Origin of the sequence: Pseudoalteromonas lipolytica, assembly GCF_003515105.1 — a bacterium.
GTDB classification, from domain to species: Bacteria; Pseudomonadota; Gammaproteobacteria; order Enterobacterales; family Alteromonadaceae; genus Pseudoalteromonas; species Pseudoalteromonas lipolytica.
On record NZ_CP032090.1, the window covers coordinates 2,547,881 to 2,573,594 of the forward strand.

Annotated in this window: 18 protein-coding genes; 11 read left to right on the top strand and 7 right to left on the bottom strand. The window is 42.4% G+C overall.

Features of this window, described 5'->3' with window-relative positions; all coding sequences use genetic code 11:
- Window positions 1-31: 31 nt before the first annotated feature.
- Together D0907_RS11520 and D0907_RS11525 are read right to left on the bottom strand one after the other, a co-directional pair.
- On the bottom strand, window positions 32-616 hold the full coding sequence (locus D0907_RS11520) for a YqaA family protein (RefSeq protein ID WP_036966814.1): 585 nt from the start codon (window positions 614-616) through the stop codon (window positions 32-34).
- 59 nt (window positions 617-675) lie between these two features.
- Window positions 676-1,584, bottom strand: coding sequence for a GGDEF domain-containing protein (locus D0907_RS11525; protein ID WP_162898042.1), 909 nt, complete (start codon window positions 1,582-1,584; stop codon window positions 676-678).
- Window positions 1,585-1,820: 236 nt separating this feature from the next.
- On the opposite strand from D0907_RS11525, the gene D0907_RS11530 reads away from it, so the two are divergent.
- The gene (locus D0907_RS11530) at window positions 1,821-3,053 is read left to right on the top strand and encodes a TMEM143 family protein (RefSeq protein ID WP_036966811.1); all 1,233 of its coding nucleotides are present in this window, start codon (window positions 1,821-1,823) and stop codon (window positions 3,051-3,053) included.
- Between the two features lie 80 nt (window positions 3,054-3,133).
- Window positions 3,134-5,173, top strand: coding sequence for a S9 family peptidase (locus tag D0907_RS11535; RefSeq protein ID WP_065978598.1), 2,040 nt, complete (start codon window positions 3,134-3,136; stop codon window positions 5,171-5,173).
- A gap of 35 nt (window positions 5,174-5,208) precedes the next feature.
- On the opposite strand, the gene D0907_RS11540 is transcribed toward D0907_RS11535, so the two are convergent.
- The gene (locus D0907_RS11540) at window positions 5,209-6,339 is read right to left on the bottom strand and encodes an ROK family transcriptional regulator (RefSeq protein WP_065978599.1); all 1,131 of its coding nucleotides are present in this window, start codon (window positions 6,337-6,339) and stop codon (window positions 5,209-5,211) included.
- A 153-nt stretch (window positions 6,340-6,492) separates the two neighbouring features.
- Here D0907_RS11540 and fucP point away from each other — a divergent pair, with 153 nt between their 5' ends.
- The 5 genes from fucP (at window position 6,493) to D0907_RS11565 (ending at window position 11,617) form a co-directional block, all read left to right on the top strand.
- Complete coding sequence (gene fucP, locus D0907_RS11545) at window positions 6,493-7,773, top strand: L-fucose:H+ symporter permease (protein ID WP_036969114.1); 1,281 nt, start codon at window positions 6,493-6,495, stop codon at window positions 7,771-7,773.
- Window positions 7,774-7,924: 151 nt separating this feature from the next.
- Window positions 7,925-8,326 carry a hypothetical protein gene (locus tag D0907_RS11550; RefSeq protein ID WP_051501736.1) on the top strand — a complete coding sequence of 134 codons (402 nt, stop codon included), beginning with the start codon at window positions 7,925-7,927 and terminating at the stop codon, window positions 8,324-8,326.
- Window positions 8,323-8,703, top strand: a complete 381-nt coding sequence (locus D0907_RS11555; protein WP_036966804.1) for a hypothetical protein — start codon at window positions 8,323-8,325, stop codon at window positions 8,701-8,703. Before D0907_RS11550 ends, D0907_RS11555 begins: the two co-directional genes overlap by 4 nt.
- A gap of 278 nt (window positions 8,704-8,981) precedes the next feature.
- Window positions 8,982-10,865 (top strand): propionyl-CoA synthetase, encoded by a 1,884-nt coding sequence (locus tag D0907_RS11560; RefSeq protein WP_065978601.1) that lies wholly within the window; start codon window positions 8,982-8,984, stop codon window positions 10,863-10,865.
- A gap of 182 nt (window positions 10,866-11,047) precedes the next feature.
- Window positions 11,048-11,617, top strand: a complete 570-nt coding sequence (locus D0907_RS11565; RefSeq protein ID WP_083202730.1) for a DUF2799 domain-containing protein — start codon at window positions 11,048-11,050, stop codon at window positions 11,615-11,617.
- Here the strand turns inward: D0907_RS11565 and D0907_RS11570 are convergent.
- Window positions 11,603-13,285: a sensor domain-containing diguanylate cyclase gene (locus D0907_RS11570; RefSeq protein ID WP_065978602.1), complete on the bottom strand. Its 1,683-nt coding sequence runs from the start codon at window positions 13,283-13,285 to the stop codon at window positions 11,603-11,605. The two genes, D0907_RS11565 and D0907_RS11570, sit on opposite strands and share 15 nt — an antisense overlap.
- Window positions 13,286-13,397: 112 nt before the next feature.
- Window positions 13,398-14,714: a DASH family cryptochrome gene (locus tag D0907_RS11575; protein WP_065978603.1), complete on the bottom strand. Its 1,317-nt coding sequence runs from the start codon at window positions 14,712-14,714 to the stop codon at window positions 13,398-13,400.
- 244 nt (window positions 14,715-14,958) lie between these two features.
- Here D0907_RS11575 and D0907_RS11580 point away from each other — a divergent pair, with 244 nt between their 5' ends.
- A complete protein-coding gene (locus D0907_RS11580) occupies window positions 14,959-16,596 on the top strand; it encodes a BamA/TamA family outer membrane protein (protein WP_118844494.1) in 1,638 nt (545 codons plus the stop codon).
- Here D0907_RS11580 and D0907_RS11585 read toward each other — a convergent pair.
- Together D0907_RS11585 and D0907_RS11590 are read right to left on the bottom strand one after the other, a co-directional pair.
- The gene (locus D0907_RS11585; RefSeq protein ID WP_036966768.1) at window positions 16,593-17,066 is read right to left on the bottom strand and encodes a VOC family protein; all 474 of its coding nucleotides are present in this window, start codon (window positions 17,064-17,066) and stop codon (window positions 16,593-16,595) included. The two genes, D0907_RS11580 and D0907_RS11585, sit on opposite strands and share 4 nt — an antisense overlap.
- Window positions 17,067-17,190: 124 nt before the next feature.
- Window positions 17,191-20,751 (bottom strand): ImpA family metalloprotease, encoded by a 3,561-nt coding sequence (locus D0907_RS11590; protein ID WP_162898043.1) that lies wholly within the window; start codon window positions 20,749-20,751, stop codon window positions 17,191-17,193.
- Between the two features lie 223 nt (window positions 20,752-20,974).
- On the opposite strand from D0907_RS11590, the gene D0907_RS11595 reads away from it, so the two are divergent.
- From D0907_RS11595 to D0907_RS11605, 3 genes are all read left to right on the top strand, one after another.
- Window positions 20,975-21,799, top strand: a complete 825-nt coding sequence (locus tag D0907_RS11595) for an alpha/beta hydrolase (RefSeq protein ID WP_118844496.1) — start codon at window positions 20,975-20,977, stop codon at window positions 21,797-21,799.
- Between the two features lie 473 nt (window positions 21,800-22,272).
- Window positions 22,273-24,642, top strand: coding sequence for a TonB-dependent receptor domain-containing protein (locus D0907_RS11600; protein WP_118844497.1), 2,370 nt, complete (start codon window positions 22,273-22,275; stop codon window positions 24,640-24,642).
- A 131-nt stretch (window positions 24,643-24,773) separates the two neighbouring features.
- Window positions 24,774-25,682, top strand: coding sequence for an alpha/beta fold hydrolase (locus D0907_RS11605; RefSeq protein ID WP_065978607.1), 909 nt, complete (start codon window positions 24,774-24,776; stop codon window positions 25,680-25,682).
- Window positions 25,683-25,714: the final 32 nt, after the last annotated feature.

Below are 25,714 nucleotides of genomic sequence, written 5' to 3' on the forward strand. Positions count from 1 at the left end.
AGAATAACTAAATTTATAGGCACGAAATAAATTAAATCAGCGTACTTAACCACCAAAGTAGTAACACTAAAATCGACAGCCCTACCAATGCTTTGGTTTTATGCTTTTGAATAATGCGTTCAGCATGATTACCTGCGTAATACACCACAAGCGCTAAACCAAAATATCGAATAGAGCGTGCTATCACGGTCGCAAGTAAAAACAGCACCAACGAAAACTTTGTTGCCCCCGCGGCTAACATCGCAATTTGAAACGGAATGGGGATAATGCCAAGACTCAACACAAACCAAAATCCTTGCCCTTGCATCTTTTGTTTTACTTGCTCGAATTGCTCAGGGTTTGAAAAGGTATTGATAACCCAATCCCCAACTACATCAAATAAGTAATACCCTAACGCATAGCCAAATACAGCACCGATAATACACCCGACTGTCGCCATCAGCGCAATTAACCACAACTTTTCGCGGCGTGCTTGCATAAGTGGCACAAGCACCGCTTCTAGAGGTATGGGCACAATAGTCGATTCTAAAAACGAGGCGATCGTGATTGATCTCAGCATATGTTTAGAATCAACAAACTGCCGTGTTTTTTGCTTAAGCTTTTTTGCTATACCCATCATTTATCCTTAACAATCGTGTTGCTTTTAAGGTTACAGCAAAAATGATTAACCGTCGCTTACGGTGCGTGGATATAGCGACTACGTCCTTGATTTTTAGCTTGATACAACGCCTGATCGGCTCGTTTCATGGTGCTGCTAAAGGTTTCGGTTGCTCTTTTTATCGCTGATCCCGCACTGACACTGAGCGTTTTACCGGGTGAAATCATCACATTATTTGCTAAACCTAATAACTGCTCACATATCGTTTGCACGACATTTAGATCATCTGTGGGAATATAAAGCGCAAACTCTTCTCCCCCTATGCGGGCAAATAAAATACTCGGATCAAGCTGTTGTCGGCACTGATAAACAAAGTCGATCAAGACTTGATCGCCCACATCATGACCGTGTTCATCATTAATTGCTTTAAAGTGATCAATATCGATAATAACTAAGCTGTGTGTTTTGGTTTGGTTTAACTGAACAAAATGGTAAAAATAGCGGCGGTTATAGGCTTTGGTGAGTACATCTGTTTTAAGCTCTTCGGCTAAGTTTTTGTGCGCTTTTGCTAAGTCTGACAAAGCCAAAAACAACCCAAAGCTGGTGACTAACATGCCAATTGTTCTAAACATGTCTTCGATATAAATACCAATCCATACCGGTTGATAAACCAGCTCATCAAGAAAGTCGAAGGTTAAGCCAATACTCCATAAATAGATCCCGCTGCTCAAAAATAAGTAACTTAACTTAGCAACCGCCGACGTTTGTACAAATGAAAAGATAAAAATTAGGATCAATAAATTAATCACATCAGAGAGTACGCCATTTATATAAATATTGACTTCTAGACGATTAAAAATTGATAAATAACCCACCACAATACACAACAGAGTTACAATAAAGAAGCTAATAAATAATTGCTTCAAAAGTATCGGGGCAGGAGCAGAATTAGCACTCCCCTCAAGAGGAATCATCGTCTCATTCATAGGCATAACTACAATTTACAGCAAGTGAACAAACAGTATCAAAGGGTAAATAGATGTACAGAAAATTACACTCTGTTCACCTAAAAACCAGCATTTGGGCTGGAGTAATTAATCTAAAAACAAGACATAAGGGGTAATAAAATTACCCAAATTAGTACCATAGGATATAATGTGTCGCATTCAAGCCGATATTTTCTTATTATCTGTGCCATCACTAACGACTCATACCCAATGTAATGACTAACGCACGTTTTATTCCCTTTCGAAAGCACGACATTATCACCCTATGCAATGATTATTTAGATGCGCAACACCGTGCCTCATTTCTAGAGTTTTGCAGCTTATTGCAAAGTGTTATTCATTATCAGTATCACGGCTTGCTTGAGTCATTAAAAAATAGCTATGCGCCATTTGATCCTAACTCAGACACTCGCTCACTCACGTCGATTAATGAAGAGGCGCGCAGAAAGTACCAAAACGAATTTGCTAAGCACTTTGCCACAGTGCTCAATGCCGCTAATTTTGAAACCATCACGACTCAAGACTTACAAGAGGCATTAACCGAAGAGTCTTTGTTTAAAGTGCGTTTAGAAGTCGAGTTTGATGACTTCGCTGAAGTGGTGTTTTATCGCAGAGGCGAATCACAAAAAACCGAAACGTTACGCACCTGGTGGGGGCTGAAAAAAAAGCACATATCGTTTACTAATTACGATCGGGTTGCGGTTTTTATCCGCTTTAAAGACCAACAATACTTTATCGATAAAGGCCGCATGCCAGTGGGTTTTGAGCCTAGTTCAACAATCGTCAAATTGTTTCAAAACGTCCCCAAAGCCGATTTAGAAATGCTGTTTCCAAACAGCGAAGTAAAAATGCGCCCCATTGATAAACTCATTATTGGCTCATCAGCCCTTATCGGGGGAGCCGTGGTGCTTGTTACTAAGCTTGGCGCATCAATTTTACTGTTAATTGCCATGCTTGCATTTTGGGGTGGCTGGCGCAGTGAAGAAGTGCATATGAGCCAACAGCACTTTATCACCTTTGCCATTGGTATGGGGGTGTTCGGCAGTTTTATCTTTAAAGAGTGGAGTAAATTTAAAAACCGTAAAATTCGCTTTATGAAAGCCTTAGCCGATAACCTGTACTTTAAAAACCTCGATAATAATGCAGGCGTGTTTCATACCTTGGTCGATGCGGCCGAAGAAGAAGACGTAAAAGAAGCACTCCTAGCCTATACCTTTTTACTGCACGCAAACGCAGCCATGACTGCCAAGCAACTCGATGACACCATTGAAACTTGGTTTAGCAACAATCACCACTGCACTGTTGATTTTGAAATAGACGATGCAATTAATAAACTAGTCAATCTTGAATTGGTCAGTGAAAACAAGGGTCAATACCTTGCCGTTGATTTAAAAACAGCAAAACAACGCTTAGATAAACGCTGGGATGCGTTTTTCAACTTCAGTTAGTGCTGCTTTATCTCATTGTCCTTGCGTGATTTATGGTCAGCTTTTAGGATGAAATTTTACGGCTAAAAAAAGACGCTAACATGCAATTAAAAAAACACATCATTATTGGGGCCAGTTTGCTGTGTGCTGCAACAACAGCGCAGGTTTACGCGAACGACAAATTTGTTTCTGAGGATATTTTCCAACTTGAATACGCGGGCGACCCGCAAATAAGCCCTGACGGTAAAAAAATCGTTTATGTGCGAAGTGGCTACGACATCATGAAAGATGGTAACAAACGCAGCTTTTGGCTTTACGATTTAAAATCAGGGCAACACACTCCACTTTTTTCTGATGAGCACAATTACAGTCAGCCAACGTGGTCGCCAGACAGCCAAAAAATTGCGTTCACCAGTAATAAAAGTGGCTCAAACCAATTACACGTTTACTGGTTAGCACAAGACAAACAAGCACTGTTAACGCAATTACCAAAATCAGTAGGCGACTTAACGTGGTCACATGACGCTGAGCACATTGCTTTTACAATGAGCATTCCTGAAGGTAAATCGGCGTTTGCGAAATCGGTTAAGTTACCAAAAAAACCGAAAGGTGCCGATTGGTCAAAACCGGTCAAAGTAATTGAAAAAGCGCGTTACCAAGCCGACGGTGCCGGTTTCTTAGAACCCGCTTATCGCCATGTATTTGTGATTCCTGTTTCGGGTGGCACACCCCGCCAATTAACGTCGGGCAATTACCAACACCGCGGTCCATTAGCATGGGATCCAACCAATACCAAAGTCGTCTTTTCTTCAGACCGCCATGACGAGTGGGAGTACCGCACCACTGAATCAGATTTATACGAAATAAATGTAAAAACGGGTGAACTTACGCAATTAACAGACCTTCCGGGTCGTGAAAGTAACCCTCATTACGCTAAAGATGCAGACGAGCTGGCCTTTATTGCCCGCGATAACGCACCCGTGCCTTACATAAACTCGACACTGTCGGTGCTTGACTTAGATGATAAGTCAGTAAAACACCTAACAGAAAAGCTGGATCGTTCAGTGGCCGACTTCAAATGGTTTGGTGATGGCGATTTTGTTATTCAGTATGATGACTTCGGTAAGCGCAAGCTTGCTAAAGTATCAAGCCGCGGTAAAGTCACCGATTTAACCGACACGGTCTCAGGCACCTCAATAGGTCGCCCATATGTCAGTGGTAGCTTTAGCATGGCACGCAATGGTGCCATTGCCTACACGACCGGCAGTGAATACCGCCCTGCTGATTTAGGTTACTTGTACAAAGGCAAAAACAAAACGTTAACCTCGTTAAACGAAGACGTTTTAGGCCACAAAAAACTGGGCAAAGTGCACGAACTGAATGTGAAATCACAATTTGATGGTCAAGCAATTCAAGGCTGGTACATCACACCGCCCGACTTTGACGAAAGCAAACAGTACCCACTGATGGTTGAAATTCACGGTGGTCCTCATTTAGCCTATGGCCCAAGTTTTACAGCCGAACTGCAACGCTATGCTGCTGAAGGTTATGTGGTTGTGTATGTAAATTACCGTGGTTCAACTAGTTACGGTAAAGACTTTGCCTTACTTCTTGATGGTAAATACAGCTCAAAAGAAGACTTTGCCGATCATAATACCGCCGTGGATGCCATGATTGAAAAAGGCTTTATTGATAAAGACAACTTGTTCATTGCTGGTGGTTCAGCAGGCGGCATTGCAACGGCGTATGCGGTGGGTTTAACAAATCGCTTTAATGCGGCTGCTATCACAAAACCGGTTATCAACTGGTTAAGTAAAACGCTAACAGCCGACAGCTACATTGGTCAAATTCGTAACCAATTCCCAGGAATGCCGTGGGATAATGTTGAACACTATTGGCAACGCTCGCCTCTGTCTTTAGTGGGAAATGTGACAACACCTTCACTGATCATGACTGGCGAAGAAGACCGCCGTACACCGATTTCTGAATCGGAGCAATTCTATCAAGCTTTAAAACTACGCAAGGTCGATACTGTGCTAATACGTGTTCCGGGTTCACCGCATGGTATTGCGGGTCGTCCATCACGCATGATTTCTAAAATTGAATACACGCTCGCGTGGTTTAATCAATATAAGAAATAATCATTTTGAGCAGTAATGGGGTGACTCATTGCTGCTCAAAAATAATGATGACTAAGCGCAAGTTGAGCACTGCCTATTGACTGCGCTTTTTCACCACAGACCCCAACACTAACGTCACACAGACGCAGCCCTCTGCTGTCTAAGCGTGCAAATGCTTCAAGTGTTAATTGCCTTACAACATCCAATGCGTCTTTTGGTAACGGTGAGTCGATAACAACAGCCTGCATATCTAATAAACTTAAACTGTGATGCATTGCCACACTTATCGCCTCAGCCGCCTTTTTAAGCCAAGGTAGTATCAGGGCATAATGTTCTTTAAATTGACTATCTGTAAGCTGATACACCGATAAATTTAACTGTGCAGCGTCAAACTGTTTTTGTAATTCTAGCAACGAGCATAACGTAAGCAACTGTTCATGCTGAGCATTTAACATTGAACCGATTGCGCCCGCGTTGCCACTTTTACCCTCAAGAAGCTGGCGGTTAATCACGACCGCGCCACCTAAAAACGCACCCAAATAAACATATAAAAAATCACTGTAATTTTGACGATTACCTAGGCTAAGCTCTGCGCAGCACGCCGCATTATTGTCATTACTGATGTAAACGGGTAGCTCAAATTCAGTTTCTAGATACGTTTTTAAATCGAAATGTTGCCATTCAAGTAATTGCGCTTGTTGCTCAGGATTCTCAGCATGCCAATGCCAAATATCAAAAGGCATTGCCACTCCTAAACCACATACTCGCGTGCTTAAGTCACAGCCTAACTCTCGCAATAGCTGTGGGATATTGGTTTTCAAAAAAGCCTTGAGTTCGTCAATGTTAGGCACATTGACCTCAACGGATACACTGGCTCTTTGCGTGCTTTGTAAATCAATTACAATCAAATCAAAACGTCGGCGTCCAATCTTTAAACCAAAGCTAAAAGCGCCATCGGGATTCAGCCGAAAAGGTACACTTGGCTGCCCTACTCGCCCTTTTACAGGGGCATCACGAAGTAATAATTTATCTTCTTCCAACTTATTAATATTCACCGTAGCAGCTTGTGCAGATAACGAGAGCGCTTTCGCTATTTGTGCTTTGGGCAGCGTTTCACATTGCCTAATCAAGCTCAAAATAGCTCGTTCATTATTACTTCGCCTTGTCGGCAATAAACTACGCTTCATAGCATCCTTCTTAATACGGTTAAAGACCCACCTATTAGACCTTTTTGCCATACTATCCGCTAGTTAAAATAATAAATCAACTATGTTGATTTATTATCTGGAGTCGTGAATACTATCGGCCACAACAATATGAACACAACAATCTGGTGATCTATGCCAACACAATCAGCTATTGTATCGCGCCAAATGCTATGGCCATTTATCTTGCTCGCCACCTGTTTCGCTGCATGGGGTACAGCAGCAAACATGACCGATCCTTTAGTAAAGGTTTTCAGTAAAACGTTTTCGATGAGTGCGCTGCAATCAGCATTGGTGCAATTTAGTTACTATGGCGCTTATTTTTGCTTAGCGTTGCCTGCGGCTCTAATTAATCGTCGTTTTAATTACAAAACAGGTCTGCTGGTTGGTTTAGCCATGGCCGCATGTGGCGCGTTGTTGTTTTATCCGGCGAGCCAAACAATGCTATACAGCCACTTTTTACTTGCTTTATTTATTCTGGCTGGCGGATTATCTATTTTAGAAACCTCTGCAAATCCTTATGTAATGCAGCTAGGGTGCGAAAAATCGGCCACTCGCCGCCTAAATTTGGCGCAAGCATTCAACCCAGTGGGCACCAATATCGGTGTATTTCTGGCCGCCACGTTAATTTTACCCAGTTTAAATCAGGCCGATAACGCACACCGAGCACTCATGAGTGAAAGCCAATTAAAGGCGATTGTGAGCAGTGAGCTCAGTGCAGTGATGGTGCCTTACGTGGGGATGGCGGGCTGTTTAATCTTATTATGGCTGTGTATCTTTTTTAGTAAATCTCCTAAAACAATAACGCACACCCACACTCCATCACGTAATTTAACAAGCGCTTTTAAAACCTTATATCAAAATAAGCATTATCGTTTTGGTGTTGTTGCGCAGTTTTTTAACGTTGGAGCGCAAACATGTGTCTGGACCTACACTATTGGTTACACCATGGAGGCACTCACAACAAATGAAGTCACTGGGGGTCAAGTGCTACAGTATTCGATGCTCGTCTTTTTAATTTCTAGGTTTATTATGACGTGGCTCATGCGTTTTTTGAGTGGCGCTAAATTACTGCGGATTATGGCTTTAGTCGCAGCTGCACTGTGTGTTTTGGTTATCACTCAAGTTAATTTACTGGGAGTGGTGGCACTTGTGAGTATTTCTGGCTGCTTATCGCTTATGTTTCCGACTATTTATGGCACGGCACTCGAGGGACTCGGCGATGATGCAAAAATTGGCGCTGCAGGATTAGTAATGGCGATTCTAGGGGGCGCATTTTTACCGTTACTCCAAGCAACATTAATTGATACATTGGATACGGCCAGCTCATTTATTATTCCTCTTCTGTGCTTTTTAATTGTCTCTCTTTATGGCCACCATACTCGGGGCACCAAAAATACACATAAACACGAATAAGTAGTAACAATACGATATAAAAAATAAGGCGCTGAGCGTAAATCAGTGCCTTATCGTATTGTACTTTATGAGTATAAAATGTGAAAATTAGCGCCTTTATAACTACCTAAAAGTAAGTATGAAATCGCTTAAGTCCGCTTTACAACCCCACATGTCTAAACTGTGCACTCAGCGCATTTCATATCACTTCAGCTTTTTTTTAGTTAAGTATATTTGTTTCTTTTGTGGCTGCTTTTTAAGCTTCATTTTGCACGATAAATTCACTGTTCCCATTGTAGTGGCCGCAGCTGGGACTGGGTTAATTGGCACCTTTATTCCTTTTTCACGCGTGTATAAATCTCACCCCTATGCAGCTATTTATGCGGGCAGCTTTGCAGGTATGTGCTCATCAAGTTTAATTAATAATTACTGGGAACTGGGTTTAATTTCATTTTTTGGTGCGAGCTTATATGTCATGACAATGAATCTTTTTGCTGGTTTTGGTGGTCGCTTAGGCAGTGTCGCATTTGCCAGTGTGGCTCTTTACATGTTTACGAAAAGTGCGTTTTTATGAACCTCTCGATTACTTTACTGTCAATATTTGCCGCATTTGGCACCTATCTTCTTGCACAACAAAATCGCTTTGACGGCATCCGCGCCTCGGCCTCGTTAACAATTATTGCTTACTGTGTGATGGTTTATATCACCCCTCACGCTGATTTATACAGTGTGGCGTTTTTTGGCGGCACTTTTATTGGCATGAGTGCCCCTAAACGCTTTGGTATTTTTACCATTACCATTGCAGCCTTACTTTTTTCTCTTCTTTTTGAGTATCTTGTGCCACTTTTAAATGGCTATGGTGGGGCTTTGGGGATCAGTGCATTTCTCGCCGTGTGTCTGTGCCATATTGGTATATTGCTGGGTGCTCCACGCAGTAAAAAACCACATTAGTTTTTCACTTTATGCTGCAACAAGCACGCTTATTCTTACACGCATTCACACCAACACTTTAACCTTATTAATTAAAAAATTATTAAGATTAAAACACTGCTAACAACCCTATTATCGCCTCTCAGGCCTTGATTAAGTGCAGACCAAGGTCGCATATTATTTAACCAAAAAAGCGCCTACATTTTAAATATCCACGCTCCCACGTGATAGCACTTAACATTGCATCTTCAAGGGGAGCGGATATAAATCTCTCACAAATAAAGTATAGGAGCCTCTTTATGTCGGGCGAATATCAACAACAATATCAACAGTTTCAGCGCGATCCCGGTCAGTTTTGGCTTGAGCAAAGTAAACGTATTGCGTGGTTTAAAGCCCCCAGCGCACCGTATCAAAACGATGAAAACAATTTTTATCATTGGTTTGCCGATGGCACGCTTAATACCTGTTATTTAGCACTTGATCAGCATGTAGATGCCGGTTTCGGCGAACAAACAGCATTAATTTACGACTCACCCGTTACAAACACAAAACAAAAAATCAGCTACTCAGAATTGCAAAGTCGCGTTGCAACATTTGCAGGCCTAATGCATTCATTGGGCGTTGGTAAGGGTGATCGCGTGGTTATTTATATGCCGATGATCCCCGAAGCGGTTATTGGCATGTTAGCGTGTGCACGACTAGGGGCTATTCACTCGGTGGTTTTTGGTGGTTTTGCACCCCACGAACTTGCCGTGCGTATCGATGATGCAAAGCCTAAACTTGTGCTTAGCGCATCATGTGGGGTCGAAATCAATCATGTCATTGAATATAAGCCACTGCTTGATGAAGCCCTTGAAACCGCAAAGCATCATGTTGAACACTGCATTATTTACCAGCGTGAACAAGCAAAAGCCGATATGCAAGCAGGTCGCGATATTGACTGGCAATCGGCCAGCGATGCAGCCGATCCTATAGAGCCTGTCGCAGTAAATGGGGATGACCCGCTTTATATCCTTTATACCTCAGGTACCACAGGCACGCCAAAAGGCGTGGTGAGAGAAAACGGGGGGCATGCAGTTGCAATGCATTACAGCATGGAGACGGTTTATGGCATGAAGCCGGGCGAGGTCTTTTGGGCGGCTTCCGATATCGGGTGGGTAGTCGGTCATTCATACATCGTCTATGCACCTCTTATTTATCGCTGTACCACCGTTTTATATGAAGGCAAACCCATTAGAACGCCCGATGCCAGCGCATTTTGGCGTGTGGTAGAAGAGCACAAGGTAACCGCGTTATTCAGTGCACCTACCGCATTTAGGGCTATCAAAAAAGAAGATCCGACAGCCGAAGGCTTTAAAAAATACGATACCTCCTCGTTAGAACGCTTATTTTTAGCCGGTGAACGCCTTGACCCTCCGACGTATGAGTGGCTTAAAGAGCACACGGGATTACCGGTGCTAGATCATTGGTGGCAAACAGAAACAGGCTGGGCCATTGCTTGTAATCCAATTGGCATTGAGCAGCTAGGCACAAAACCTGGCAGTTCAACGGTGCCCACACCGGGCTTCGATGTGCAAATTTTAGATATGAATGGTGAGCGTTGCGCACCAAATGAAAACGGCGCGGTTGTAATAAAACTGCCTTTACCTCCGGGTTGTTTACCCACTATCTGGCAAAATGACGCGCGCTTTAAAGCGGGTTACTTGAGTGAGTACCCTGGTTATTACCTCTCTGGTGATGGGGGTTATATTGATGACGATGGCTATTTATTCATTATGGGCCGAACCGATGATGTCATTAATGTTGCGGGTCATCGCCTATCCACGGGGGAAATGGAAGAAATTGTCGCGGCTCACCCTGCCGTTGCTGAATGTGCCGTTTTTGGTGTAAGTGATTCACTAAAAGGGCAATTGCCAATGGCGATGATCGTTCTAAAAGATGATTACCTCGGTGATAGCAAAGAGGTTGAAAAAGAGTTAATCCACGCTGTTAGGCATCAAATTGGCGCAATCGCCTGTTTGAAAAATATTCTACATGTTGAACGATTACCTAAAACACGTTCAGGGAAAATTCTTAGAAAAAACCTTCGTCAATTAGTCGATGGGGAAGAATTAAACATTCCATCTACGATTGATGACGCCTCTATTTTTGACGAGATCAACCAACAACTAAACAATCGCTAAATGCTTTTGTAATGTTACCAAAGGCCTTTTAATAAGGCCTTTATACTCTATTAAAAGCCACGCTATGTATTATTTACCCTACCGGCAATAAGCTGCTTTAAAATAAAACTAAACGTACCCAAAAAACGAATAACACGCTAAACTTATTGAACTTATTTCGTATTTTTATGAGCCTTAAACACATGAAAAAATGGCTTTACCCTCTTTTGCCTTTGGTTGTTTTAACGGGTTGTACATCACTGAGTAAAGATGAATGTTTGCAAGCAAATTGGTATGGCATTGGCTATCAACATGGTGTTAATGGCACCCAATACCAAGATGGCGTAAATGCGTTAGCACAATGCAGTGAGTTTGGCGTGCGTGCAGACATAAGCGAATATAAATCGGGTTATGATCAAGGCCTCAATGTGTATTGTGAACCCGAAAACGGCTTTACGTTGGCCATGCAAGGCATGCCTTATAACGGCGTGTGTAACAGCACTGCGTTTCGTAAAGCATGGCAAGAAGGTAACGACCGTTACCAAGTACAGCAACGACTTATTGATATCGATGATCGTATAGAAGAAATTGATCGTCGGCTACATACTATTCGTGCTGAACTAAACAGTAATCAGCTCGATAATCAACAGCGTAAAAACCTCTACCATGAGCGTAAAAGTTTAGAAGATGAACGTAATGACTTGCGCAAAGAACGGGCGCTATTGCCGCTACTCAATAAACTGCCCAGTGTTGAAATATCAACCGAATGGTAACGATTTTGGTATCGATTTCATCTTATACATTTGCTTATCAGCCATGGTAAGCAACTCTTTCACATTTTTGCCATGATGCGGATACAGCGCAATACCAAAACTTGCGCTGACAGGCTGGGCAGTGGCATAGTTTTTTGCAATTACTTCCACCGCTTTTTGACAACGCAATGCAATTTCTTCGCATACTTCAGGCTTTGCTAAACTAGGTAGTACAATCACAAATTCATCACCTCCTATGCGTGCAAGAATATCTTGCTCACGTAGCTGTAACGCTATCTGCTGGCTAATCGTAAGCAATAAACTATCGCCTTGTTCATGCCCAAAGGTGTCGTTAACCAATTTAAAATTATCAAGATCAAGGTAAATTAACGCAAACTTAGGGTTATTTGCCGTTGTACTTTGCGTGATTGCACGTAACTGAATATCTAACCCTCGCCGATTAAGTAACTTAGTAAGCGGGTCTTGATTAACCAGCTCAGTTAATAATTGACGTTTTTCAACTGCCAGCGAAATATCATCAAAGGCACCTATGTAATGACTTACACATCCTTTTTCATCATATAAAGCATCGATAGAAAGCAGCTCTGGGAAAATTTCGCCCGATTTACGCTTGTTCCACACCTCCCCCTGCCAGCGACCTTTACTCAGTAGTGTTGCCCACATTTGTTGGTACACTTCTTTTCCTTGTTTTTTAGCTGAAAGTATTGCTGGACTTTGGCCTACCACTTCAGATTTACTGTATCCGGTTATTTGTTCAAATGCGGGGTTAACATCGACAATGCGTGGCTCTGGGGTTGTAATTAAAATTCCTCGACTGGTGGTTGAAAAGACGGCGGTTAACAATTTTATTTTTTCATTACTCGTCACTTCTTCACTGACATCTTCTAAGTAACCATTCCACTCAAAACAACCATCATGGCGCGCAATAGGCGACGATTTACCTTCAACCCATATGAGCCCTTTTTTTGGGTGATTTACCCGATAGATTTGATGCCAGTCACATAATTCAACTCGCGAACGCTCAATACTTGTCAGCACACGAGGCAGATCATCAGGGTGTATTACCTGCATGGCAAAAGCATCAGACTCTTTCAATTGGTCTGACGTACAGCCATAAATTTCTATTACTTTTGACGTTGTGAAAGGAAATGAACCGTGACCTTTTTTATCTATTACGTACTGAAAAACAAGGCCCGGTAAGTTATCAGTAAATTTTTGCAGTTTGTTATGTAAAGACTCTATTTCGCACTCTTTTCGCCACTGATTGGTTATATCTATGTGAACGCCAAACATCCATTCAGGATCCCCCTCTTCATCCCATGTTTGCACTTGGCCTTTGTCGAGTACTTTAATCCAGTGCCCTTTTTTGTGCTTCATTCTGACTTCGCATATATAGCGCTCAGTTTCGCCACTAAAATGGGCTTGAAGGTGTCGATGCGATTTTTCGAGATCATCAGGGTGTGCATGCGCAAGCCACGTATCAATAGATACCGGCTGTAAGTCAGCTAAACTATAACCAATAATTGCCGCCCATTTTTCATTAAAAATGGTTTCACCTGTTTTTATATTCCATAGCCATATCCCCGCATCGCTACTATCAAGTATAAGCTGGGCGATGTCTATTCCGAGCTTCGACTGGATCCCCTCGTATCCTTTACTAAATGCCATAGTTAACCTTTTGAGTTGGATCACGGTGAAAAAGTAAGCCTTTATTTCTATTTTAGATAACAAAATAAAAAAAGACTAAAAATGACATTTAGATTTTTGATTTAAATTAAAATTACTCATTTAAGGGCCAATCTGCAGCATCGTATATATCAACAACACGACTCACTGTTTTATCACCCTGCCATTTGCGAATATAACACCCTGTTGGGTCATATAATGCCGTTTGCTTATTAATGTGGAAATGACGCCCACCTCGCGGATCCACGCCAACTCCTGCAATATATTGCCAGTTACCCCAGTTCGCAGCGACATCATAGTCAATGAGCTGTTGCTCAAAGTAAGCCGCTCCAAAACGCCAGTCAACCGCAAACTCATTGACCAAACAACTGGCTGCAATTTGCCGCGAACGATTCGAAATATAGCCCGTCTCATTGAGCTCATGCATTATTGCATTTACCAGTGGAAAAGGTGTGGTTCCTTGGCACCAAGATGCAAAACGTTGACTATTAAATGTTGTTAGCGGCGCCGTTTTTTTCTGGCCTTTAAAGCGAAATAGCTGTCTGCCAACATGCTTTGCATGCCACTTAAAATACTCACGCCAGAGTAATTCAAATTTAATCCAATACGTTGACTCATTCGCACCATTTATATGCTCATAATGTTCAACCTCAGCATACACTTGTTTTGCACTAATAGACCCACCCGCAAGCCACAAACTAAACTTAGTCGTGTTACTGAAGCCGTCTAATTCATTACGTGTTTCTTTGTAGCAGGCCGGTGCGGGCGATGAAAAATAGTGCTGGCAATGTTGTTGAGCAGCAAACAAGCCACCAGACACACTTTCAGGCTCTGTCACTGCATCTGGGATTGGTTGAGCTGGGCAAAGCTGCACTGGGTGTGGCAAACGCGAAACCGCATCACGCGGTGCAGCAATAGCCGCAGGTTCTGCTTCAACTTTTTTACGAAAAGCCGTGAAATTTTTTGGTAAATCGGCAACTGAGAACGGTAAATCAGGTGCTGTAAATAAAGTGTCTTGCTGGTAGGTTTTAATGTCAAGTTCTGGGCATAACTCAGTTATTTTTTTAAGCTGTTTTTGCTCGTAATAGCCCACTTGCTCTGTACAGACAAGCGTTGAAATACCGTGCTTTTTTATACGCTCGTGAATAACCACTTCGGGCTCACCTGTGACCACATGTAAGGTTTGCCCAAGCGCCTCCACAGCGTTAGAAAAAGCCTGTAGGCTCTGTATTAAAAAACGATATCGATGCTTACCAACAGGCCGTTGTTGATAATTGCTTTGTTTAAACCACCTAGGCTCAATCACATAAACAAGGTCAAGTTCACCATTAAAGTGTTCAAGTTCAGATAGTATGACGTTATCACTAATTCTTAAGTCATTTTGCAGCCAATATAAAACACGCTTTTTCATTGTTTACTCTATTAGAAATCTTAATAAATCATACGCAAGCCAGCCTTTTACCGATTAATTTCACGCTAACGCATTATCTAAATCAAAAGTTATCAAGCTCTTACAATCTTCAACTAAGTTTCAGTTTTAGTTAAGTTTTTCTTAAGTTAGTTCTTTTATGCTTTCAAAATGAAGCGTTTTTAACGACTTAGGTTGATGTAGCATGACAACCTCATCGCTAAGTATTAAGTAGGCATAGTTCCAAATGTATAAAATAACACCTGTTTTATTATTCACATGCACTGCTACAGGGACAGCTTATGCAAACGAGCCTTTAAGCTTAGATGTCGTCTGTGAGGTAAAAAGCAAACCCACTGCTGAGTTAAGCGAAGACAAAGACATCACTGTTGATAAACTCAACATTGATACACATACTATTTTTGATCCAAACGATCCTGAAACGACCGCCCTACACCGCTTTATTAACTGGTTACACATAGATACCAAAAACAAAGTTATCAGTGAGCAAATTACCTTTAAAGAAGGTGAGCAAGTAAGTGAGCGTCAGTTACAAGAAGCAGAGCGTATTCTGCGCAATAAAAAATACTTAAGAGATGCCAAAGTTAGCTATACAAAAGATTGCCTTGTGGATGAGCCTAAAGTTGTACAAATAGATACCTGGGATACCTGGAGTTTATTACCAACCGTTAATTTTGGGCGAAGTAGTGGCAACAATAAATACAGCTTGGGCTTTAAAGAAGAAAACTTTTTAGGATACGGTATTCGCGCATCATTAAAGTATAAATCTGATCACGAACGTTCGGGCTTCCATTCAGTACTGCAAATGCCAGTACCTTGGCAGCCTCATGCGACCCTCACTTTACAAGCTGATGATTACGATGACGGGCAAGTCTTTTTAGTGGATTATCATCAGCCTTTTTATCAACGCAGCAGTGACGCACTAATGCGCTACTTTGCACAATCTCAAAAGCAAAAAAGTTATATCTATCAAAATGGTATAACTCGTTCAGAGTTTTTTACTGATGAATTAATCGCCCAGTTTGCCTATGGTGGTATTTTATCGCAAGACAGTCAGCAAACCTTCCACTGGCTTGCAGGGATTGACTACCAAGATGTCAGCTACCGCCCTTTTCAAACAAAACCTTTACTTGCAGGTCTCAACGATTACAGCATTGCTGCACCTTGGCTAGGATTGCATTGGTTAGAAGACAATTACGCTGTGTTGCACGATATTGACCTAATAAACCACAATGAAGACGTTAACCTAGGCTGGGAGTTAAACTCAAAGTTTGCCATCGATACGGTTAATTTGGGGCAAGGCTTTTTATTTGATACTAACCTCACCAAAGCGTGGTTTAACAATAATGCCTTGTATCGGTTTGCCACAGGGGTCAAAGGCAATATTGGTACAGAGCTTGATGACCGCTTAGCTATTTACTCAAAAGCGCAAATGAACTATCGCTGGTCAGATTCATTTGCCTTTTATGCGCATTTAAATGGTCATTGGCAAAACCATGAGTTTGCAGATAAACCGCTGGCTGTAGGCGGTGAAGAAGGCATGCGTGGCTTCCCTGAAAGTTACCAACATGGCACTTCAAGCGTACAAGCAACCGCTGAGCTAAGAATGTACCCAAATATCAATCTGTATCAGTTTGTAGATGTAGGCTTTGTTGGCTTTGTTGATGTAGGCCAAGCATTTGGCAGCACTGAAACTGCGAATATATCAGATTCAATGTTAACCAGTGCGGGTGTGGGTATTCGCCTATATTCATCGCGCTCAAGTAACGACAACGTTATACATATTGACTTTAGTACGCCACTTGGCAGTTACCAAGAGGTTGATTCATGGCAAATAGGAATGTCGGTTGAAACAACTTTTTAAGCATCCTGCTCTTTACTCATCAACTCGCTCATACGCTGCATCAACTCTTGCTCACTGAGGTCTTCTTTGTGTGTGCCTATGGTCCAAATATGACCAAAAGGGTCTTCTAAGGTCCCAGCTCTGTCGCCATAAAATTGATCGTGAACTGGGCGCAGCTCTTTTGCACCCAGCGACAACGCGTTGGCAAATACGGCATCAACGTCTTCAACATACAGCATAATACTCACAGGTGTACCACCAAGCTGATGTGGAGACTTAAACTGCACATCGGGGCACATATCTGAAAGCATGATGTGGGAATCGGCAATTTTAATTTCGGCATGTGCCACGCCACCGTCTGGTAAAGGCATTTGCATCACCAGTTCAGCAGCAAACGCTTGCTTATAGAACTCTATTGCCTTCGTGGCACCTTCAATAATCAAATAAGGCGTTACCGCATGGTAACCTTTAGGTATTGCAGATATAGCCATATTGAACCTCGTGTTGGAACGTGTCTTCTCTAAAGGTAGCAGTTGTTCACAAAATCACTAGCTTATGTACAAAAACGCCCACGAACATTCATGACCGCAGGCGTTTTTTAGCAAGGTTTATTGGTTATTCAGGCCAGCTTTGCTCCCCGTCAACGGCAAGTATAGGATGATTAAGCGTTGTGCAATAGCCTGTCGCAGAAGAAGCAAAATAAACATCACCCAACACCGTGTAGCCTTTGGATTTCACTTGCTGCCGTGCTTTATCTGAGGTTGTCATGCCCCACATACTGAAGTAGTCGCTCAAATCGAGCTCTGTTACTTCTGACAACGCTATTAATAGCCAATCATTGTTACCTATGCTCTGTGCCTCCGACAGACTGTAGTTCGAAAAACCAAGCCCATCTTTTTGTGCCTGCCAATTAGCATCACTGTTATCAGCTAGATTAAAAGCCCGTTCAATAATGTGTAAACGCGGATACAGATGCCAGCCGTTTTCAAGCGTATTGTATGCCTGTGCCGCCATCATAATTTGTAAGTAAATTGCATGGCTTTGTGACCACTCTGACATCGCCAACTCTTGCATATAAGCATAGGGATTAGCCGTTTGCTGACTGGCCTGTAAGTGATTAAATAAACCTTCAAATGGCAAGTTTTGACACGACGCCGAGAATCCCGTTTCATCTTCAAATTTAGACTTACTGTAGTAAGAGTAAAAATTGGTATTGGAGTGACCACCAAAGCCTTCGATACGGAATCGGTCTTTTTCAAGACCATGGCCTAACTCATGAATATCGCCATGCCCAGTCGGATTAAAATTCCACCCCGCGTCATACGGGTTACCCGAGCAGCCCCAGCCGCATGTGGGTTGGTCGGCATTCATGTGCTTAACAATATCAATGGTCTGTATTTCAAGGTTGCGTGCGCTGGCAAAGTCATGAATTTCGGTAACTACATCAATACCAGGGCCTTTAAAACCCGCTAATACATGCGGGTAGTTATGAGTATAACGCTCCACGGCATAGGCAAAGTCAGAGGCAATTGGCCAGTAACCTTCGTTGATCGAAATACGCATTTTCTCAAGCTTTGAGTGTACTTCAAAACCGCCTGTTGCTACTTCGGCCCAATCGTAGTCGCCTTTTTCAAGTAGCTCAGCAAAACGTGTATCATCGCTGCTGCTTCGCCAATACGGATGCTCACCAACATTGTTAAATTCAAAGCTGACGTCTAAATCATTTTGATCGAACGCAATTTGAATTGGCCCACCATAGGGTGAGGTAAAGTACACGGTTTCATTGCTTGTCACTGGCACATGCACCGACTGCAATTTAGCGGGACGATTATAACCATTACTGCTCATATAGTGCGTTGCGCCATCACGTAAGGTATTTACAAACACCTTGGTGTTAACGGCTTGGTTGTCGGTGCGCTTTATCGTGAATGTTTGCCCGGGCAGCGCATACACACCTGTTGAGCGAAAATGCGCTTTACTTTGCATGTTTACTGTCACGCTTTTTGGCGTTACATGGCTAAAGTCACTGCGGCTAAAATTTCCCATATCACTTTGGGTTGGGTTCACTTTACGCACATTTAATACCGCATGATCAGCAAATAACGAGCGAAAAAAGGCATTATTATCAGTACTAAGCTTATCCATCGGAAAACGCACATCTTGGCGATAATGATCGCCAAGCAGCGCTAATAATTGATAAAAGCGATAGCCTTGCTCTGCAAAAATATCGGTTTTTGCTTGGTCAAAGCCTCTAAATAATGAGTTCACTTTAGTGGCTGCATCGCTGAATTGTTGCTGGTACTGACTATCACTCGGACAACTACGGTTATCACAGGTGCTTAAATCTACAGTGAATTCACCTGTTTTAAAGCGGTTCAATAGGGCTTTAATGGCGAGCACATCACTCGGTAGGCTGTTGCTGATTACACTTGGGTTCCATTCTGCGAGTTCTAATCGGTGCCAATAGTTATCACCAGCAACACTGACATGGAATAACTCAAACAAGGCGTTACCTAACGCTGTTTGACTACCATCGCGCTGAACATAAATCACGGCAATATCATTCGCTAGCGCCTGCTTTACTGCTGCAACCACATTATCAATATTTAATCCTTCGCGTTCATGCTGAGAGATAATTAATATATCGGTGTCATCAGTTAAACATCCCGCTAAGGCATCGTTATCACAGCTGGCTTTCTCGTTATACCGAACTCGGTCCTTGTAATGCGTATCGAACCATTCTCTAGTGAGAATGCGGTCTTGAAAATAATAGCTCTGATCAAGCTGTGCCATTACAAGGTTAAGAGGCTGCTCTTCAGTTACTTCTCTGCCTGCAAGCCAGCTATGGCTGTTTTTCAAAAAGCTGAGCATTTGCTCATTAATCGTGTTGCGATACGGGTTACTGCCGAATACGAGGTAGCGGCCGCGCTGTGCATCACTGCTACCCACCACGGCGAGGTTTCTTACTTTTGCTTCATAACCTTCTTGCCAACTATTATTGGTTAACAGTACGGGCTCATTAAATGGATAAGTGGCCCTTAACAGCGTTGCATCCCATGTTGGATACCAGCTTAGTGCATCCAAGGGTGACTGTGTGTCTAAACCAAATAAACGATTTTTAATCGTTTGAAAGCGCGCTTTGTGAGTGTCAATTTCATTCAGTGCCGCATCAAGTAATAAATCACTGTTTGGCACATCAAGGGCGTTTCCCGATGCAAGAGCTTGTGCCACATAACTTTGCACTATGTTTAACACAAATTCATAGTTCGCGTGTTCACGTGAGTCACTGGCTGTGATAGTGAACCGAAGTTCACCTACATCCTCATCGCTAGGCGTGCCCGATAAGGTATTTGTTTGCGCATTAAAGCTAAGCCATGCCGGTAAACCTGCCACCGTTAGGCTTACCTCATCATTGTCAGTGTCATTATGGGTAAGCGTTAAACTAAATGCGTTTTCTGCACGCGCCTCTGCAGCGAGTGGTCTGATGCTAGGCAATGAATTAGCGCGAGGGGTCACAGTAAATATTTGCTCAGCAAGCTGCGATACTTCGCCATCTGAATAACGAAAACGAATGAGCTGCTCGCCACGGTCAGTAAATGCAGGCGTTCCCGAAAAGCGCTGAGTGTTATTATCAAAAATTAACCAATCAGGCTGTGCAACGTCACTCACTATAATCGTATCGTTTTGTGCGTCGCTAAATGTGAGCTGATAAGCGTAGGCTTGGCCTTCATTCGCATTAGCTGGCGTTGAAGTAAGCGTTGGCGATGTGTTTTCTTCCCGCGCTTTCTCCACCGTAATATCAATCAACAGCTGTGCTGATAACTGCCCATCCGATACATTAAACTCTATGTTTGAGAACACGCCTGCCTGCTCAGGTATACCGCTTATCGCCCCCGTTGCTTTATCAAAATTGACCCAATTAGGTAAGTTGCTCACCGAAATTGTGAGTGGATCATTATCTGGATCAGACACTTGTGGGTTAAAGTTTAGCGTATCGCCGACCTTTAACGTTTGTGACTGCCCACTGATTTGAGGTGCTTGATTTTGCGGTGTTTCAGTGACCGGAGGTGTAACGGGCGTTTCTTGTGGCTCTGAACCACCGCCACACGCCGTTACTAAAGCGAGTATTGCTGTGCTTAAAAGCGCATGCTGGTATGAAGAAAAAGGTTTGCTCATTAATCTTATATTCGATGTATACATTTTTTTAACATTATAAGCGGATGAGCCACACTATTAACTCGCACGAAAGACGTAAATTGACAACGCTATCAAAACATTTTCAAAAAATAGCCGACTCAAGTAAGTTCTGAATTTTCTGAGTGTGCGTCATGTATTAAAATAACCTTACTAGGGCTAGTATTAATGAAGGAATAAACGAGCAATTTGAATTTGGAAAACCATGAAATCTATTAGCGTTATATGTATCACTTTATTCTTTTTAATAACCAGCTATCCCACAAAAGCTGACATTGCTATAAACGCCACCCCTTTTGACTTTGCCACAACCCTAAGCTTTAACTCTGAAGTGTTGCATCAAGTTCGCTCTATAAATGTGTATTTGCCGCAAAACTATGAAAAAAATACAGACAAACATTACCCGGTCATTTACTTATTAGATGGTTCTAAAAATGAAGACTTTATTCATATAGCGGGCCTGGTGCAATTTGCGAATTTTTCATGGATCAAAATGATCCCCGACACCATTGTTGTCGGGATAAGTAATATTGATAGAAAGCACGACTTCACCACAAAAAGTAACAACCACTTTGACCAGCAAGAACTTCCAAGCCATGGGGGAGCTGAACAATTTATCCATTTTTTACAACATGAATTAAAACCATTAATCGCCAAAGAGTACCGTACTAACGGCACAGAGACCCTAATAGGTCAATCTTTAGGGGGCTTGCTTGCAACTGAAATATTGTATAATCACAGTGCGTTATTCGATCATTACCTAATCATAAGCCCAAGCTTGTGGTGGGACGATGAGGCGTTATTAAAAAGCCAATTTAAACCAAATCATCCTCCTAAATCGGTGTACATTGCAGTTGGCAAAGAAGGCCATGTAATGGAGCGAGTTGCGAAAGAATTATACAAACAACTTGCTCATTCACTTAAAGACAAAAGCCAAGTGAAATTCCAGTTTTTCTCCGAACATGAGCACGGCGACACATTGCATTTAGCGGTTTATGATGCCTTCAAAGACATCGACTACGCGCGTTGAGTCATCGCTATAATCAGCAATAATACCTGACCATTTGAACTTATAATTTAAGCCACTTAAAACAAAGCGGCTAAAAGCATTACCGTGCAAATATGGCTATCGGTTGTTCGTGTAAGCGCAAGTACATGCCGAGTTCAGTATGTTTTTGGCAGGCTTTGGCATCTCATGTTTTTATAAAACAATTTATAAAGGAATTTATAAAGGAATTTATAACTCATTAAAATTTAAACGTTTAAACAGCGTTTCGTAAGCTTACTCCCCCACTTCATATTTTCAATTACTTTTCTGCCATTACTTTTCTGCAATAAAAGTAATGATAGCTAATTACCCGCTATCAGCCCTTTTTAAATAAGCGCCGTGGAAAGCTGGCTTTAAAACAAGCACTCAAATGCGAATTATTCTTGATCTTATTTGTGTTTTATATACTATAACCGCCATCTTATATGGACTAACAAAAAAAATTGGGATCAACAATGAAATCAATAAGACTTAGCTTATTAACTCTGGCAATTACCGCACAATTTTCAGCAATAGCAGATGATGCAAAGCCTAAGCAAGACATGGAACATTTAGTTATTACCGCCACTGGTTTTGAGCAAAAAGTAACTGAAGCACCTGCAAGTATTTCAATTATCACAAATGAAGATATTAAATCTCACGCCTTTACTTCGGTGCTCGATGCAGTGCAGTATTTAGAAGGCATCGACATTGGTACAACCCGCGACAAAACAGGCCAAGGCAGTGTGAGTATGCGTGGTTTAACAGGTGAATACACCCTGCTATTGATCGATGGTAAACGTCAAAACAACCACGGTGATATATACCCTAATAACTTTGGTGGTAACGCCTTTAATCACGTGCCGCCGGTTGACGCTATTGAACGTGTTGAGGTTATTCGCGGCCCTGCATCGACACTTTATGGAGCAGACGCACTTGGTGGTGTTATTAATATCATCACTAAAAAGCACACTGATAACTGGAGCGGTGCAGTGTCATTTAGCCGTTCATTACAGCAAAACGACGACTTTGGTGATGACATAACCACCGACTTTAGCGTGATGGGTCCGCTTATCAAAGATGTTTTAAGCTTAGGTGTGCGCGGCAGTATTTATGAGCAACAAGCCTCCTCGCCAACATTTGAACCTGCGGTCGATCCTAATGGTGTCGTGCATACTCGCTCACTTGGCTTTGGTAGTGGTGGTCGTACTGTTGATAATACCAACGAACAATACGGCTTTACTTTAACTTACACACCTTTTGATTCTCATCATTTACGGTTTGATTATGACAACTCAAGCCAAGTGTATGACAACACGCCAAGCTACGATATTGAATCAGGCACTATTACTTACCCTTTAGGCACTAAAGATAATATTGAATCTATTTGGCAAGACAGCCGCGGTCAGGTTAATCCACGTGCAGGTTATGCCGCCGATCAAGAGTTTGACCGTGAGTGGTGGTCATTTAGTTATGATGGTGAGCTTGAATGGGCCACTATTAAAGCGTCGGTATCGTATGTTGATACGCAAAATAACGGCCGCACTTTGCCTCTAAGCGTTAGTGAGCGTATAGAGCTGCAAGCTATGTACGATGGCACTGGCGAATATGAAGGTATGGATGAGCAAGCACGTAAAGATTTAGCCGAAGAAACATTCTTACCCCGCCCAGCTCGCCCACTCGAAAGCAGTCAGTACACGTATGATTTACGCTTTGATATTCCAATCACTGGCGGTTTTGGCAGCCACAATTTAGCGATTGGTGGTCAGTTAATTGATGGTGAGTTAAAAGATGGTGTATTTGGTCTTGAAAGTGACCAAGCCGGTCAAGTTCAAGAACAAAACATGTACTCGGTGTTTGCCGAAGATAACTGGATGGCAACCGATAACTTTACTTTCACTTTGGGTGCCCGTTACGACGACCATGATGTATTTGGCAGCCAAGTATCACCCCGCGTGTACGCTGTGTACAACTTATCCGACACTTGGACTTTAAAAGGCGGTGTTAGCACAGGTTATAAAACCCCACAAACAACCGACCTATACGACGGTATTACTGGTTTTGGTGGTCAAGGCACCAGCCCATTTGCTGGTAACCCAGACTTAGAACCAGAAACCAGTGTTAACTCAGAAATCGCGCTTTATTGGACATCACTTGAAGGTGATCACAACATCAATGTCACTTATTACAACACCAAGTTCGAAGATAAAATAGCCCGCGGCGACACCATTTTAAGCTGTGAGCAAACCAATGGTGTGCGCCCGTGTGTTAACTTAGGCCAATACGATCAACTGGGCTATGACAGCTACAGCCAAAAAATTAATATTGATGAAGTTGATCTACAAGGTGTTGAAATTGCAGGCCAATATACACTAACCAACACGGTGTCAATCAATGGTAACTACACATGGACTGACAGCGAACAAAAGAGCGGACCAGAACAAGGCAAACCATTAACTAACAGTGCTGAGCACATGGCCAACTTAACGCTAAACTGGGAAGCCACCGACTCAATCAACCTTTATTTACAAGGTGTGTATCGCTCAGATCGTTACCGTGGCTGGGATAACGTGCACGATAAAGCGCTGTATTACAAAAACTATAACCTACTTAATCTAGGTGCACAGTTCTATGTTAATGAGTACGTGCAAATTAATGCCCGCGTAAACAACCTACTCGACGAAGATTTCACCTCTTATAGTACGAGCTATACCGACTTAAATGGGGATGGTGAGTACGAGTACCTAACAGGTCGTGGCGTAGTGAGTGAAGTCACTTTCACTGATGACTACAACGTAAAAGATAAAAGCCGTAATTTCTGGATTGGCGTTACCGCTTACTTCTAATATTTTTCTCCCTGAATATAGGCAGCACTCACTGTTGTGCTGCCTACTTCGAGCAGGTCATCCGACTGTCACTAAACTGCCAACAATGCCATTTATACTTCATTAACCTGCGTAAGCCTGTTAGTTAAAGAATGGAAAATATTCTCACAGCCAGCGGTATATCTATTAGTTACCAAGATAAAGGTGACCTTGATGCACCTGTGATCATATTAATTATTGGCTTAGGCGCACAATTTACCGTGTGGCCAGAGGCCTTGTATAGTGGTTTAGTAGAAAAAGGGTTTAGAGTAATTCGCTTTGATAATCGCGATGCAGGGCTGTCATCATCGCTCGATGAATTAGGCAAACCAAGCCTTATTAAACATTGGCTGAGCCGCCGTTTACCGCTACGCACCCACCTCCCCTACTCATTAGATGACATGGCCCGTGATGTAAAAGAGTTGATGAATGCACTTTCTATCAAACAAGCGCATTTAGTGGGGGCATCAATGGGGGGCATGATTGCACAAATAGCTGCTGCAAAGTACAAAAAGCGCGTACTCAGTTTAACCACCATTATGTCGAGTAGTTCACCTTGGTCGTTTTCAGGCTCGAACATTAATTTACTCATAAAACTAGCTAAGATACAGCCACGAAACCGAACTAAAGAAGCCGAAATAAAATACAACGTACGCCTTAATCAATTAATTGGCAGCCCTGCTTACCCGCAAGATGAATGCGCTTTGTATGAAAACGCAAACCGTTATAGTAAGCGTGCCGCTCATAATCAACAGGGTTTCAAACGCCAACTAGCAGCCATTGCAGCAACCCCTTATCGCGAAAAACTATTGAAAAAAATTAAAGCCCCGACCTTGATTATTCACGGCAGTGCCGACCCTGTCATCCCTCTTGAAGCTGGCATTAATACCGCACTTATAATCAAACGCAGTAAATTAAAAGTGGTGCCCGGCATGGGGCATGATTTTCCACCCGCTTTAATGAAAAAGATGACTAAATGGATAGCAAAGCATGCCCGTAGAGCATCAAAAAAGCTCCGTTAAATAACGCATACTCATTACGAATGAAAAACGTT